The sequence below is a fragment of the Chromobacterium sp. FG22 genome, assembly GCF_057809415.1.
Genome location: NZ_JBMDJX010000037.1, coordinates 1 through 14,432, shown reverse-complemented (window position 1 = coordinate 14,432; position 14,432 = coordinate 1). Strand labels below are relative to the sequence as shown.

Annotated in this window: 6 protein-coding genes; 4 read left to right on the top strand and 2 right to left on the bottom strand. The window is 69.4% G+C overall.

Features of this window, described 5'->3' with window-relative positions:
* The first annotated feature begins 64 nt into the window (after positions 1-64).
* From hmlG to ACODSD_RS22705, 4 genes are all read left to right on the top strand, one after another.
* Positions 65-8,503, top strand: a complete 8,439-nt coding sequence (gene hmlG, locus ACODSD_RS22720) for a jagaricin-like haemolysin non-ribosomal peptide synthetase HmlG (RefSeq protein ID WP_488878397.1) — start codon at positions 65-67, stop codon at positions 8,501-8,503.
* A gap of 4 nt (positions 8,504-8,507) precedes the next feature.
* Positions 8,508-9,824: a jagaricin export MFS transporter HmlH gene (hmlH, locus tag ACODSD_RS22715; RefSeq protein WP_488878401.1), complete on the top strand. Its 1,317-nt coding sequence runs from the start codon at positions 8,508-8,510 to the stop codon at positions 9,822-9,824.
* Positions 9,825-9,828: 4 nt separating this feature from the next.
* A complete protein-coding gene (locus ACODSD_RS22710) occupies positions 9,829-10,608 on the top strand; it encodes a thioesterase II family protein (protein WP_488878396.1) in 780 nt (259 codons plus the stop codon).
* Positions 10,609-11,150: 542 nt separating this feature from the next.
* A complete protein-coding gene (locus tag ACODSD_RS22705) occupies positions 11,151-11,474 on the top strand; it encodes a hypothetical protein (RefSeq protein ID WP_488878395.1) in 324 nt (107 codons plus the stop codon).
* 126 nt (positions 11,475-11,600) lie between these two features.
* On the opposite strand, the gene ACODSD_RS22700 is transcribed toward ACODSD_RS22705, so the two are convergent.
* The gene (locus tag ACODSD_RS22700) at positions 11,601-11,996 is read right to left on the bottom strand and encodes a hypothetical protein (protein WP_488878394.1); all 396 of its coding nucleotides are present in this window, start codon (positions 11,994-11,996) and stop codon (positions 11,601-11,603) included.
* On the bottom strand, positions 11,993-14,432 hold a 2,440-nt coding region (locus ACODSD_RS22695; RefSeq protein WP_488878393.1), incomplete at its 5' end, for a LysM peptidoglycan-binding domain-containing protein. The genes ACODSD_RS22700 and ACODSD_RS22695, both read right to left, overlap by 4 nt.

Sequence of the window (14,432 nt, the reverse complement as noted above, 5' to 3'; positions counted from 1 at the left end):
ATCGGGCGCGATGGACGCGCAGCCCGATGGGCGCCGACAACACATCACCTGGAAAGCCATTGAAATGAGCGTTAGCGATTGGAACGATAACGACCTGGACCTTCTCGACCATTTGCTGGAACAAGAACTGGACGTCTTGCTCCCGGCCCCCGCGCCCGTCGACGGCGGGCGGATCGCCCGCGGCGACGCCGCCTCCGGCCCGCTGTCCTTCCAACAACAGCGGCTCTGGTTCCTGCACCAATTGAGCGCCGGCGCCGCCGCCTACAATATCTGCTCCGCCTTCCGCCTGAGCGGCGCCTTGCAGGCGGACGCGCTGTGCCGGGCCTTTGATTGCGTGGTGGCGCGCCACGCCTCGCTGCGCACCGCCATCCGCGAAGTGGACGGCGCGGCGGCGCAGATCCCGCAGCCGGCCGGCCGCGCGGCCATCGAGCGCCTGGACTGGTCCGGCCTGCCGGCCGAAGAAGCCGCCTCCCGGCTGGAGGCGCTGGCGCGCCGCGAAAGCGCCCACGCCTTCGACCTGTCCGTCGGCCAGCCGCTGCGCATCGCGCTGCTGAAGCTGGCGGCGGACGAACACGCGGTGGTGCTGACCCTGCATCACATCGTCGGCGACGCCTGGTCGCTGACGGTGCTGATGGACGAGGCGGCCCGCGCCTACGCCGCGCTCAGCCGCGGCCGCGCGCCGGAACTGCCCGAGCTGCCCATCCAGTACCTGGACTACGCGCGCTGGCAGCACGCCAACGGCCGGCAAGACCGCTGGGACGCCGACCTCGCCTACTGGAAAACCCAGCTGGCCGGCCTGCCCACGCTGGAGCTGCCCACCGACAAGCCGCGGCCGCCGGTGCAGGGCTTCGACGGCGCCACCGTGGGCTTCGACATCGGCGCCGATACCGCCGAGCGCCTGCGCCGGCTGGCGGCGGCCGAACGCACCACCCTGTTCTGCCTGCTGCTGTCCGCCTTCCAGGCGCTGCTGGCCCGCCACGCGCGTCAGGACGATCTGGCCATCGGCACCTCGCTGGCCGGCCGCGAGCGGGTGGAAACCGAGGGGCTGATCGGCTTCTTCGCCAATATGCTGGTGATCCGCGGCCGCATCGGCCCCGCGGACAGCTTCCGCCAGTTCGCGCGCCGGCAATCGGACACCATGCGCGACGCGGTGGAGCACGCCGCCGTGCCCTACGACCAACTGGTCGGCGCGCTGGGCCAGGCCAGCCGCGACCCCAGCCGCAACCCGCTGTTCCAGGTCGCCTTCACCCTGCTCAACATCCCGGCGGCGATGCCGACGCTGGACGGGCTGCGGCTGACTCCGGTGCTGAGCCAGGAGGCCGCCCGTTTCGATCTGGAGCTGTTCATGCGCGAGACCGAGGACGGCCTGTCCGGCGCGTTCTCCTACAACACCGCGCTGTTCGAGCGGCTCTCGGTGGAGCGCCTCGCCGAACAACTGAGCCTGCTGCTGGACGCCGCCAGCCGTCAGCCGGACGCGCCGCTGGCCGCGCTGCCGCTGACCACGCCGCAGCAGGCCGCCGCCCTGCTGACCCTGCCGCGGCAGGCCGCCGCCGTCGATTGCGAGCCGGTGCACCGCGCCTTCAGCCGCTTCGCCGCACGGCACGCCGACGCCGCGGCGCTGCGCTGCGACGGCCGAGAGCTGAGCTACGGCGAGCTGGATCGGCTGTCGGACGCCGCCGCGCGGCGGCTGGCGGCCGCCGGCGTGCGGCCGGGCGAACCGGTGGGCCTGTGGCTGACGCCCTCCTTCGAAATGCTGATCGGCGTGCTGGCCGCGCTCAAGGCCGGCGCCGGCTATGTGCCGATGGACCCGGCCTATCCGGCCGACCGCATCCGCTACATTCTGGAAGACAGCGGCGCGCGCGCCGTGCTCAGCACCGAGGCGCTGGCGCCCTCGCTGCCGCCCTTCGCCGGCCCGCTGCTGACCCTGGACGCGGCGGAACCCGCGCCGGCGGCGGCGCTGCCGGCCGGCGACGACCCGGACGGCCTGGCCTACATCATCTACACCTCCGGCTCCACCGGCCGGCCCAAGGGCGTGGCGGTCAGCCACCGCAACTGCGCCCGGCTGTTCTCCGGCAGCGCCGAGCTGTTCCGCTTCGGCCCGCGCGAAGTGTGGACGCTGTTCCACTCCTACGCCTTCGATTTCTCGGTATGGGAAATCTGGGGCGCGCTGGCCCACGGCGGCGTGCTGCTGATCGTGCCGCCGCTGCTGGCCCGCTCCTCGGACGCCTTCTACCAGCTGTTGTGCGAGGAAAAAGTCACCGTGCTGAGCCAGACCCCGTCGGCCTTCCGCCAATTGATGGCCGCCGAGGAAGCGAACCCGCGCGAAGGCGATCTGGCGCTGCGCTACGTCGTCTTCGGCGGCGAAGCGCTGGACCTCAGCAGCCTGGAACCCTGGCTGGACCGCCACGGCGACGACTACCCGCGGCTGATCAATATGTACGGCATCACCGAAACCACCGTGCACGTGACCTTCCGCCGCATCGGCCTGCCCGAGATCAAGCGCAAGCTGGGCAGCGTGATCGGCGCGGCGCTGCCCGATCTGTGCATCCGTCTGCTGGACGACGCCCTGCAGCCGGTGCCGCCGGGCATGGTGGGCGAAATCCACGTGGGCGGCGCCGGCGTGGCGCTGGGCTACGTCAACCAGCCGGAGCTGAGCGCCCAGCGCTTCATGCCGGACCCGCACCTGGACAGCGGCCTGCGCTTCTACCGCAGCGGCGATCTGGCGCGCGTCACCCCGCGCGGCGAGCTGGAATACCGCGGCCGCGCCGACCAACAGGTCAAGCTGCGCGGCTTCCGCATCGAAACCGCCGAAATCCAGGCCCTGCTCAGCCAGCACCCGGCGGTGGCGGAAGCCGCCGTGGTGGTGCGCGGCGACGGCGACCAGGCGCGGCTGGTCGCCTACGTCGCCAAGCGCAGCGGCGTGGACGCCGCCGCCAAGGACAAGGACAAGGGCTGGCTGCCCGCCTTCGACATGATCTACGAGGACGCGCCGGCCGAGGACGCCGACCTCGATCTGGTCGGCTGGACCGACTCCTACGACAACGCGCTGATTCCCGCCGAGCACATGCGGCGCTGGCGCGACGAGATCCTGAGCCGCATCCGCGCGCTGAACCCGCGCCGGGTGCTGGAAATCGGCGTCGGCAGCGGCATGCTGCTGCTCGCCGTCGCCCCGGACTGCGAGCATTACCACGGCCTGGACTTCTCCGCCCGCGCGCTGGAGCGCCTGGGCCGCACCGTGGCCGCGCGCGGCCTGGAGCAGGTGACGCTGGAGCGGCGCGAAGCCCGCGAGCTGGCCGGCCTGCCGGACGACTTCGACACCGTGATCGTCAATTCCGTGGCGCAGTACTTCCCCGACGCCGCCTACTTCCTGGACGTGGTGGACCAGGCGCTGGCGCGGCTGCGCCCCGGCGGCAAACTGCTGCTGGGCGATCTGCGCCACCTGGGCCTGCTGCGCCACTTCCAGGCCAGCCGCCTGCTGCGCCGCCTGCCCGCCGTCGCCCGCTCGACGCGGGCGGAACTGCGCCGTCAACTGGACGCGCTGATCGCCGAGGAAAAGGAACTGCTGGTGGACCCGGCGCTGTTCCGCCGCCTGGCGCGCCGCCGCGGCGACATCGCCGCGATCGAAATCCGCCTGAAGGAAGACGGCGGCGATTGCGAGCTGACCACCTACCGCTACGACGTGGTGCTGAGCAAGGGCGCGCCGAGCGCCGCCGCCGCGCCGGCCGCCGACGCCTCGCGCTTGCGGCCCGGCCTGGCCAACCGTCGCGCCGCCGAGGTCAACCGCTTCCTCGCCTGGCTGGATCATGATCCGGCCAACAGCGCGGCCGACGACGAAGCCGCCGACGGCCAGCCTTGGCGCACGCAAGCGCCGTCTGACGCCGCCGAGCCGGCCGAACTGCTGGCCGAAGCCGCCGCCGCCGGCCTGGCCGCCCGCCTCAGCTGGAGCGAGGACGCCGCCGATGGCCGTTTCGACCTGGCCTTGGCCGCCGCGGCCGACGCCTTGCCGCCGCTGGCGCTGGAACGGCTGGACGGGAACGACGACGGCGAGCCCGCCGCCTGCTTCAACACCCCGGCGCAAAGCCAGCCGCGCGACGCGCTGGGACCCGAGCTGCGCCGCCATCTGGCCGCGCGCCTGCCCGACTACATGCTGCCCGCCGCCTTCGTCACCCTGGACAAGCTGCCGCTGACCCATAGCGGCAAGCTGGACTGGCGCGCCTTGCCCGAACCCGGCCAGGCCCAACAAGGCGGCGCCGACGCCGGCGCGCCGCCGCGCAGCCGCGCCGAAAGCGAAGTGGCCCGCATCTGGGGCGAAGTGCTGGGCGTCGGCGGCCTGGGCCGCGAACAGAACTTCTTCGAAGCCGGCGGCCACTCCCTGCTGGCCACCCGGGTCATGTCCAGGCTGCGCGCCGAATTCGGCGTCGAACTGCCGCTGCGCACCCTGTTCGAACACCCGACGGTGGCCGAATTCGCCGCCGCGCTGGCGGCACGCGTCGCGCTGGAAGACCCCGCCGCGCCGGAGCGCCGCATCCCGCCGGCCGACCGCTCGCGGCCGCTGCCGGCCTCCTTCGCCCAACAGCGCTTCTGGTTCCTGGAACGGCTGGACCAGGGCGAACACGGCGTCTACAACATCGCCCAGGGCCTGCGCCTGCGCGGCCGCCTGGACCTGGCCGCGCTGCGCGCCGCGCTGGCCGGCGTGGTCCGCCGCCACGAGGCGCTGCGCACCCGTTTCGCGCTGAGCGACGGCGAGCTGCGGCAAATCGTCGACGGCGGCGACGGGCCGCAACTGCAGGAACTGACGCTGCGCGTGGACGCCGGCGACAGCCTGGACGCGGCGCTGAATCGCGCCGCCGACGCCTTCGCCCGGCCCAAGTTCGACCTGGAGGCCGCGCCGCCGCTGCGCTTCGCCCTGCTGCGCATCGGCCCGGACGACGCCGCGCTGCTGATCGCGCTGCACCACGCGCTGTCCGACGGCTGGTCGCTGGGCGTGCTGGTGCGTGAATTCGGCGAGCTCTACGCCGCCGCGCGGGAACAACGCCCGCCCAGCCTGCCCGCCCTGCCCATCCAGTACGGCGACTTCGCCCAATGGCAGCGCGACGCCCTGTCCGGCGAACGCTACGACCAGATGCTGGCGCGCTGGAAAACGCGCCTGGCCGACGCCCCGGCGGCGCTGGAACTGCTGGGCGACCGGCCGCGCGGCGCCGGCGGTCCGCGCCGCGGGCGCTTCGTCCGCTTCGATTTCTCCCCGGCCCAGACCCAGAGCTTGCGCCGGCTGGCCGAGCGCGCCGGCGGCACCCTGTTCATGGTGCTGCTGGCCGGCTACGCCGAACTGCTGTCCCGCTACAGCGGCCAGCGCGATCTGGTGATAGGCAGCCCCATCGCCAACCGCAATCACCTGGACCTGGAGGGCCTGATCGGCTGCTTCGTCAACACCCTGGCGCTGCGCGTCGATCTGAGCGGCGCGCCCAATGCGCTGCAACTGCTCTCGCGGGTCCGCGACGTGGTGCTGGAAGCCTACGAACTGCAGGACATGCCGTTTGAAACCATCGTCGACGCGCTGCGGCTGGAGCGCTCGCTGGCGCGCAACCCGCTGTTCCAGACCATGCTGGTGCTGCAGAACGCGCCGCTGGACACGCTGCGCCTGCCGGGGCTGGAGCTGGAAACCCTGTCCAACGACGACAGCTCGCCGCGCTTCGACCTGACCCTGACCGCGCACGAAGCCGACGGCGGCCTGCAGGCGATGCTGGAATACGACGTCGACCTGTTCACCGACGCCGGCGCGCGCAGCCTGGCCTCCCGGCTGCAACGCTTGCTGCTGGCCATGGCCGATCAGGCGGAACTGCCCTTGCCGCGCCTGGCGCTGCTGGACGCGGACGAAAGCCGGCGGCTGCTGACGGACGACGGCGACGCGGCGTCCGCATCGGCCACCCTGCTGCCCCTGATCGAGGCCAGCGCCGCCGCCGCGCCGGAAGCGACGGCCTTGAGCGACGACCGCCTCAGCCTGAGCTACGGCGAACTCAACCGCCGCGCCAACCAGCTGGCGCGCGGCCTGATCCGGCTCGGCGTCGGCCCGGAAGACATCGTCGCCATCGCGCTGCCGCGCTCCGCCGACGCCGTGGTGGCCATGCTGGCCGCGCTGAAAGCCGGCGCCGCCTATCTGCCGCTGGACCTGGACTACCCGCCGGCCCGTATCGCCTTCATGCTGCAAGACGCCTCCCCGCGCTGCGTGCTGACCCTGAGCGACGCCACGCTGCCGGACGGCGCGGCGCGGCTGAATCTGGACGAGCCGGCCCTGCAAGCGCAACTGGCCGCGCTGCCTGACGGCAACCCCGCCGACGCCGAGCGCGTCCGCCCGCTGCGGCCCGAGCACCCCGCCTACCTGATCTACACCTCCGGCTCCACCGGCGTCCCCAAGGGCGTGGCGATCCAGCACGGTAATCTCCACGCCTCCACCGCCGCACGGCTCGCCTTCTATCCGGCGGAGCTGTCGCGGCCGGGCACCGCCTTCCTGCTGCTGCCCTCCTTCTCCTTCGATAGCTCGGTGGCCCTGCTGTTCTGGTCGCTGGCCTGCGGCGGCCGGCTGATCCTCAGCCGCGCCGGCGGCCAGCTGGAGCCCGGCTACCTGGCCGGCCTGGTGGAGCGCGAGCGGGCCGAAGTCTGGCTCAGCCTGCCCTCGCTGTACCGGACCGTGGCCCAGGCCCAGCCCGCCGGCTGGGGCGGATCGCTGCGCGCGGTCCTGTTCGGCGGCGAAACGGTGTCGGCCGGCGACCTGATAGGCCAAGGCCGGCGCTTCTACAACGAATACGGCCCCACCGAGGCCACCGTCTGGGGCACCGCGACGGAAATCGCCGCGCGCGACGGCCAGCCCGTCGACATCGGCCGCGCCATCCCCGGCTACCGCGCCTACATCCTGGACGAGGCCTTGCAGCCGACGCCGCCCGGCCTGGCCGGCGAACTCTATCTCGCCGGCCCCGGCGTCGCCCGCGGCTATCTGCGCCGCCCGCGTCTCACCGCGGAGCGCTTCCTCCCCAACCCCTTCCGCCGCGGCGAGCGGATCTACCGCACCGGCGACCGCGCGCGCTGGCTGGCGGACGGCCGCATCGAATACCTGGGCCGCGGCGACCAACAGCTGAAGCTGCGCGGTTATCGCATCGAAACCGGCGAGATCGAAGCCGCCCTCAGCGCCCAGCCCGGCATCGCCGCCGCCGCGGTGGCGCTGCATCACGCGCCGCCCGCCGCCGCGCGGCTGGTGGGCTATCTGGTGCCTGCGGACGGCGAGGCGGACACCGCCGCGCTGCGCCGCGCGCTGGCCGAACGGCTGCCGGAATACATGATTCCCAGCGCCTGGGTCAGCCTGCCGGCGCTGCCGCTGACGCCCAACGGCAAGCTGGACCGCCGCGCGCTGCCGGCGCCGGAGCTGGCCGCGCGTGCCTATCGCGCGCCGGGCACCCCGCTGGAAACGCAGCTGGCCGCGCTGTTCGCCGCCGTTCTGGGCCTGCCGCGCATCGGCGTGGACGACAGCTTCTTCGACATGGGCGGCCACTCGCTGCTGACGCTGCAACTGCTGTCCCGCATCCGCGAGGAACTGGGCGTGGAGCTGCCGCTGGCCTCGCTGTTCACCTCCGGCACCGTCGCCGAGTTCGCCCGGCTGGTGGCCGAGGCCGGCCAGGCCGCCGCGCCGTCGGTGCTGGTGCCGATCCGGACCGACGGCGACGACGGCGCCCTGCTGCTGGTGCACGACGGCTCCGGCCAGATCATCGGCTATCAAAAGCTGGTGGAGCGGCTGTCGCCGCGCTGGCGCGTCTACGGCCTGCAAGCGGCGGGGCTGGACCCGGCCGTCGCCGCCGACGACAGCGTGGCGGCCATGGCCGAACGCTACGCCGCCGCCGTGCGGCAAGCCGGCCTGCCCGGACCGCTGATCCTGGCCGGCCACTCCTTCGGCGCCGCGGTGGCGGCGGAGCTGGCGCGGCGGCTGGTCGAGACCGGCGTCGAAGTCAGCCTGCTGGCGGCGCTGGACGCTCCGCCGCGCCCGGACGCCGGCTTCCTGAACGAACTGCCCCAGGACGAGGCCGGGCTGCTGCATTACATGGCCCGCACCGTGGAAATCGCCACCGGCAAAACGCTGGCCGTCTCGGAAGACATGCTGCGGCCGCTGGACCGCGCCGGGCGCTTCGCGCTGCTCAGCCGGCGGGTGCAAGACTCCGGCCTGTTCCCCCAGGGCATGGACCCGCGCCGGGTGGAAGCGATGTTCGACGTCTACCGCGCCAACCTGCTCAGCCTGCGCGGCCATCAGCCGCAAACCACGCCCTGCCCGGTGGCGGTGTGGGTCACCGACGGGCTGGCCGCCAGCATGGCCGGACCGGCCGACCTGGGCTGGTCCGACTACGCCGCCGGCCCGGTCCAGGTGTTCCGCGCCGCCGGCGAACACGCCGACATGCTGCGCGAGCCGCATGTGGCCGGGCTGGCGGACAGCCTGGAGCGCGCGATGCGAGAACGCCATGTCTAAGCTCATGTCCGCCTCCCTCGCCGCCCCGCCGTCCTCGCTCTGGCGCGACCGGCGCTTTCTCTGGCTCTCCGCCGCCTGGTTCTGCTCCATCCTGGGCCAGCAGACCGCGCTGATCGCCCTGCCCTGGCTGGTGCTGCAGCTGGGCGGCGACGGCCTCGCCCTCGGCCTGGTCGTCACCGCGATGGAACTGCCGCGCGCGGTGTTCATCATCGTCGGCGGCGCGGTGGCGGACCGGCACTCGCCGCGGCGGGTGTTCCAGTGCTCGCTGCTGTGCTGCGCGGCGCTGCTGGCGCTGCTAGGCTACGCCGCCTACCGCGGCGGGCTGCCCTTGGCCTGGCTCTATCCCTTCGCCGCCGCCATGGGCGTCGTCGCCGCCTTCACCGGACCGTCGGCCGCCGCCCTGCTGCCCAACACCGTGCCGGAAGACAGGCTGCAACAGGCCAACTCCGTGTTCATGGCGGTCAACCAGCTCACCTTGCTGACCGGCCCCATGCTGGCCGGCGCGCTGATCGCCCTGCCCGGCGTCCGCGCCGGCGGCGGCCTGGGTCTCGCCTTCCTCTTGGGCGCCGCCTGCTTCCTGAGCGCCGGCCTGATGCTCAGCCGGCTGCGGCCGCTCGCCGCCGCTGCGCCGGCACCGACGCAATCCGCCGCCGGCATCCTGCGCGCCATCCGCCGCGGCGCCGCCTGGACCTGGGGCGACGCCACCCTGCGCGCGCTGTTCTTCTACTGGGCGGTGATCGCCTTCCTGACCGCCGGCCCCATCCAGATCGGTCTGCCGCTGCTGGTCAAGAACGTCTTGGGCCTGGACGCCGGCCATTTCGGCACCCTGCTGTCCGCCCAAGGCGCGGGCAGCCTGCTGGGCATGGCCCTGCTCAGCCTGCTGCCGCCCAAGGCGCTGGGCCGGCTGGGATGGATGGTATTCTGCGCGGACGCGCTGATGGGCGCGCTGATCATCGGCCTGGGCCTATCCGCCGCGTTTGCCGCCAGTTGCGCGATGATGTTCCTGATCGGACTCTTGGGCGGCCTGGTGCAAGTCCGGCTGATGGCCTGGATCCAGGCCCGCATTCCGGCGGAGATGCGCGGCCGGGTGATGAGTTTTTTGATGTTCATGATGGCTGCGGTCACGCCCTTGTCCACCACGCTGGCCGGCCTGAGCCTGACCTCGGCGCCGGTGCGCGCCTTGTTCGCCGGCGCCGGCCTGCTGCTGATCGGCGTCGCCGTGCTGGCCTTGTGCAGCCCCCGGCTGCGCGCCATCGGCGCGCCCGCCGGCCCCGGCGCCGCGGACGCCCGAGCCACCCCTTCCCTGCAAACAGGAGACTGAATCGATGCACCCCACCCCCTGGCTCCAGCGCCAGTCCGCCAGCCAAGCGCCGCGGCTGCGCCTGTACTGCTTTCCCTACGCCGGCGGCCACGCCGGCGCCTATGCCGGCTGGCAAGGCCGGCTGCCTCCGGAAGTGGAAGTCTGCGCCGCGCAACTGCCCGGCCGCGCCGCCCGCTTCCGCGAAGCCGGCTTCAAGGCGCTGCCGCCGCTGGTGGACGCGCTGGCGCGGGAGCTGCCGCTGGACGACGAACTGCCCTTCGCCTTCTTCGGCCACAGCATGGGCGGGCTGATCGCCTTCGAACTGGCGCGACGGCTGCGCGCCCAAGGCCGGCCGCAGCCGCTGCGGCTGATCGTGTCCGGCTGCGACGCGCCGCAACACCGCCAGCCGCCGCGCATGCTGCACCGGATGGACGACGACGGCTTCATCGACGCGCTGCGCGACTACAACGGCACGCCCGCGGAAATCCTGGCCCACCGGGAAATGATGGATCTGCTGCTGCCCACCCTGCGCACCGACTTCGAACTGGTGGAAACCTATCGCTACCAGCCGGCCCCGCCGCTGGCCCTGCCCATCACCGTGCTGGCCGGGCGCGGCGACCGGCAACGTCTGCCGGAACAGACCGAAGGCTGGCAGCGGGAAACCGCCGCGCCCGCGCGCGTCCACTGGTTCGACGGCGACCACTTCTTCATCGCCAGCGCCCGGGACGCCGTGCTCGCGCGCCTCAACAGCGAACTCGCCGAGACGCTGTCCAGCCCCGCCGCCGCCATGCCGGACCTTGCCTAAGACCCGCTAACAAAACCCCTGATCCTGCGTTGGCCTCCTTGCCGTACTACTGGTACTGCCTGCGTCGGCGCGCCTTGGCTCAGCTTCTCTGCGAGGTTTTGTTAGCGGCGCTAAGAACCTGCTTACGATCTGCTGCGCGTTGTGGAGCGTTACACGGTGAGTTCTCCTTGTCTCGCTCTTGCTCCCAAGATCGTAAACCGACTCTAAGCCGCAGCCGCCCGACGAAACGCCGGGCGCAAACGCGCCCGGCCTCGCAGCGCCGCCATAGCGGACGCCCGCCCCTTGCCTCCCCGCCGCAAGCACGTGATAATCCGGCCGTGCTGTGCTTCAGCACCGGGCGTAGGAACCCGAGTTGCATCATGGCGGACATCACTGCGAGAGCAGCTGTGTCCGTGTGCCTTGTCATGCCCTCATAGGCGGACCGGGCGAGGCAGCCCACGGGCTGGCCGGTTCCATGGTGCCGGTATTCCTACCCTCGTTCGGGCTGCCGCCCACCGTAGGAAGTGGGCTGCGGAAAACATACCGTACATCATGGAGGCACCATGTCTAACGCCCCTCGCCCCCACCACATCCCATCGCTATCAAGCTTGTTGCTCCAACTGAAAAGCTTGCGTCAGCAGGATGCCACGCTCCACCCGATTCACCCGCTATTGCGGCAACTCGACGCGTACTGCGAACACTTCGATCACAGCCTTCATCTGCTCAGCCTGGAATTCAATCAAGTCAGCACCGCCTTGTCGGCGCTGGCGGCGATGTTGGAGCAATCCAAGCTAGACACGCTGGAATGCGAGCAGGTGTATTGCCTGCTAGAACCTTTCGCCCATCGTTTGCAGCAAACTACGGTGCAGATGCAGGAGTTAGCTTGAGCCTCATGAACGACCAAAGCCCCTAGTGGGGCTTTGGCAGAGGCTTGGGCTTATAAGTTACGGCGCTCCAAAAGTAGTGTTGTCAAGGTCGCGCATGGGCAAGCCATTTGGCTTGCTCACCCTTTCTTAATCATCAATAACAAACTCGAATGACTTAGCCTCTATATCCCAATCAACCCACGCGACCGGGTTTTCCAACAAACCCTCGAACGAATACAGCTGACGTGTACCGCTATCATCTACAACCGGAGGCAAGTCTTCAAGGACGTAGTCTTCTTTGAATCCATCTGGATTTCGTGGATTACCAATGTATTCGGTCAATGTTCTATGGGATGTAATCACCCCTCGAAACAAAAGCATACCACTTATAAGCCCAGCATCTTTTTTTGCTAGTGGATACCCCGCCATAGTGGACACCCCTTGAACTTGGATAGATATAGTTCGTTCCTGTATCAGCACTCTGCCAAAACAAGCTTCAGTAAAATGCAAATCATCAAAATGCCCTTGGACTATTCTCATCATTTTTGCCTTGTTTTTTCGAGAACCACACTCATCACTTTGTGATTCGGAATTTTCGTCCCATCGGTAAATCGGAAAACGTTATTCTGAAACTGAGGTAGCAACGGGCCAGGATTTTGGACTACACGAAGGCTAAGTCCCTCCAACACCTCCATGCTTGGCAACTGCCCAAACTTGTTCTTGGCTGTATAGTTAATAATAAGCTGCCCACCAGGTTTCAAAGCGTCTGCAGCACTTGGCAACCAGTCCATAACTCCAGTTCCATTCGGCAGGTACGGATTACTTGAAATGATTTGATCGGCGATACCGGACTTAATTGGAAGCTTTAATGCAGATGCCCGGATACCTTGTTCAGCAACGATGTCAACATTGATTGCGCCAGGAATCTGTGAAGCACGACCACCAAATAGGTCAATTACTATTGGAGAGCGATTATTATTTAAGCCACTTGGGATAGTTATCTTAGAGCGAATATCTATTGGTCCACTTAAACGCCCCCCCAACTCTAGCACTACACCAGGCCCCTCTAGCCCTCTCAAACCATACCCACCCGCCGGATTCGACGCTCCCAACAACCCCAGCCGCGTCGCGTCGGTACGGATGCCCGCCAAAGCTCCCAGCACGTTGCCACCAGCATAGCCGAACGTCAAAGCGGCATCTTGCCCGGCTTGGCCGGCCCCTCTCCAAATTGCGCTCAAATAGGTCGTTGTGGCTACCGGGCTGCTACTCAGCATATCCAGTTGCTGCACCAACTTACTCGGTGCCCACTGGGCATTGAGTTCCGCCCGGCGCTGCGCCGCATCCGGAGTTTGGTAGGTCAGGAAGTCCCACAGCGAGGCGTCTCCTGACATCACCTTGCTCCAGCCTTGACCAATAGTGTAATTGGAGCGGCCATTCAGCGGCTGGCCCATAATGTCCACCGCTTCCACCGCCAGCGCTTGCAACGGCCGGCTCACCGGCCGCAAGGCCGTGCCATCCACCGTGTAGCCCGGCTCGGCATCGCTCAGGATCTCCCTCCACACCAACCGGGTCTTGCCCCCATCCGCCACCAGCACACCCCGGCTCCCATAGCTCGTCTGTTGGGCTGCCGTCAGTTGTTCCTCCATCGCTTCAACCAAGCGCTGTTGCCGCGCCCTATCCTGACTTTGGATGCCGCTCACCACCTGGTCGCCCAACGCGCTGCCGAACGACTCCGCCGCGATCGCACTCCAGTTCGGACGCTGGCCGGTTAACTGCGACTGAATGCCGCCCGACACCAGGCCGCGCAGCGTGCCGTAGCCAACGCCGGCCACCGGCGCCGAGCTCTTCCAGCCCAGACTGTCGCCCATCCAGCCGCTGACCCCTGTCGCCGCGCCGCTGGCGGCTAACGCGGTCCAGCTGAAGCGCTTCTGCAAGCCGGTGGCCACCGCCACTCCTTGGGTCAGCGCATTGCCCGCCGCGGCGCGGACACCGATGGGGGCATTAGCCAAGGGATCGCCCAACATCCCAGCGCCCACGCCGGCGCTCACTCCCGCGCCAAGGGCGCTCAAGCCCACCTGGCTCCACGAGAACTGATCTTGCATCCCCATCGCCATCGCCACGCCCTGGCTGGCCATAGAGCCCACCGCGCCCGCTGCCGCATAGCCGGCAAAGGTGGCCGCGGCGCCGGCGGTTACGGTAGCCGCTGCCGCCGTGCCCGCCGCTACCGGCGCCGCGCCCAGTACCGGGATCAACGACTGGCTGAAGATCGGGCCCAGCGTCACCACCGCCACCACGGCGACAATGGCAACAAAGATGGAGCCGAAACCACCGCAGCCCCCTCCGCCCCCGCCTTGTTGCCGCGGTGGTGGCGGCGGATCCGGCAGCGTCGGCGTCACATCGCCAATCGCCTCGCCTGGGCTATACACCCGGTAGGTGCCGCTGTTGTTGTGCACATTCGTCACTTTGTTCGGCACTTTCAGCACTTGGCCCGCCGCCAAGGGCTCGCTGCCGCTCAAGCTGTTGGCGTCCGCCAGCAGATACCACATCGCCTGGTCGCCCCACAGCGACGCCGCCAGGCTTTGCAAGGTGTCCCCCGCCTTCACCGTGACGAAGCCCGGCGTCTGGCCCGGGTAGCTCGGACCGATCGGCTCGTAGTTCTGGTCGAAGTCGGCGCTGTTCACCGGCTGGCCTTCGCGGTACTGGTCTTTGCGGTTGCCGATCTGGCTTTGCGCCAAGACCTGGGCGTAGTCGACGCGGCTGGCGCCATCGTTGCCCACCGAGCCGATCTGCTTGCCGTCCAGGTAGTAGTAGTCCTGCCGTTTGTAGGTGCTGCCCTTGGCGATTTCCTCGCGCTTGAGCACCAGGCCCTGGGCGTTGTTGACGTAGCGGAGGCTGCGCTGGCCCCGTTCATCACGCGCTTCGGTCAGGTGGCCGTTGACGTTGTAGCGCAGATGGGAGTAGCCCGGCTGCCAACCCGGC

Excerpts from the sequence above, each read along its gene's own strand:
- hmlG (WP_488878397.1), top strand. The coding sequence starts at position 65 with ATGAGCGTTAGCGATTGGAACGATAACGACCTGGACCTTCTCGACCAT.
- hmlH (WP_488878401.1), top strand. The coding sequence starts at position 8,508 with ATGTCCGCCTCCCTCGCCGCCCCGCCGTCCTCGCTCTGGCGCGACCGG.
- ACODSD_RS22710 (WP_488878396.1), top strand. The coding sequence starts at position 9,829 with ATGCACCCCACCCCCTGGCTCCAGCGCCAGTCCGCCAGCCAAGCGCCG.
- ACODSD_RS22705 (WP_488878395.1), top strand. The coding sequence starts at position 11,151 with ATGTCTAACGCCCCTCGCCCCCACCACATCCCATCGCTATCAAGCTTG.
- ACODSD_RS22700 (WP_488878394.1), bottom strand. The coding sequence starts at position 11,996 with ATGATGAGAATAGTCCAAGGGCATTTTGATGATTTGCATTTTACTGAA.